This window comes from Endozoicomonas sp. ISHI1 (assembly GCF_024606225.1).
Classification (GTDB): domain Bacteria; phylum Pseudomonadota; class Gammaproteobacteria; order Pseudomonadales; family Endozoicomonadaceae; genus Endozoicomonas_A.
The window spans coordinates 1-1,103 of record NZ_JAGRPU010000143.1 but is presented as its reverse complement, the minus strand read 5'-3'; the positions used below and the strand labels follow the sequence as shown (position 1 = coordinate 1,103).

General features: G+C 47.9%; 1 protein-coding gene. It reads right to left on the bottom strand.

Going from position 1 to position 1,103, the window contains the following annotated elements:
• A partial coding sequence (locus KBW69_RS23425) for a hypothetical protein (RefSeq protein ID WP_257282549.1) occupies positions 1-1,103 on the bottom strand: 1,103 nt, incomplete at both ends.

Here is a 1,103-nt window from a genome sequence, read left to right as displayed (position 1 = left end):
TTGCGGCCACCGATCGGTTCATTTCATCAATTTTCTTTCTGAGGAGTCTGGCTTGTTCTTCCAGTGACCAGGTATCATCCCAGTCATTCATACCCAGTACTGCCGCCGCATGAGCGTTGCGAGCTTTTGCGGCATCTGCGGTATTAACCTGTGTCCTGTGGTCTTTAAATTGTTTCCAGAGATCATAGTGGCTTTCCACAAAGGCAATATCGGTGGGATTCTGTTTCTGACGACGGAAAACAATCATTTCCCCCGAAACCTGATCCACTTCCAGCTTTGGATAACCCGCAGGCAGAGGATAAATCTGTGTCTCATCCCCGACGTGAACAACATAGCCGACGGGTTTATGACAGGACAACAGCTCGTTCAGAGCTTTCTGTTGTAAATCGTCTTTCAGAATATGAACCTGCGTATAGGCAGAGGTGGCTGCCGCCAGAAGCGCTTCATCATTGATAAAGAGTGATTGACCAAGACGCTGTAACTCGGGAGGCTCATCGGCAGCAGCGACAAGACGCATGAAGGTGCGCCCATTCACTTCAACTTCGTCTACTGAAACGGTGGCAAGGGCGACATAGTTATCAACTTCACCAAGGTTTCCTGCTCTTTCATTGGCACCCTTCAGTAATCCGGCCAGTTGTTCGGGTCTGGCGATTTTTGTTAACGGATCTAATGGTTGGATGTCACCAGATTGATTTCGAATAGCCTCAATGGAATCCTGATCGGTCATTCCGTCTCTGACTTCAATGACCAGTTTTTTTTCTGCAAGGTTATGGGTGAACCTGAAGATCCCTTCATTACCGACTTTCAGGACTTTGGTGTACTTCCGGGCAAAGTCATTGTCGTCGGTTTCAAACAGATCAACACTGGAAACGCCACCCTTGATGCCAGAAAGAATGTCTGTAAAGCCTTCCGAAGGAACGCCATAGTCTGCTCTGACTTGAGTACGATCAGGGTAAGTGGTTGTAAAAGATTTCGGTATTGGCTGCTGGTCATCACCTAAAGTTGGCTGAACCATGACCTCACTCGAGGTAAACTCCACATGTTTATTGCCCTGAATATCGAAAGACTTTGTCTGTAGCCTGCGATCCGCCAGAGCCTGAGTA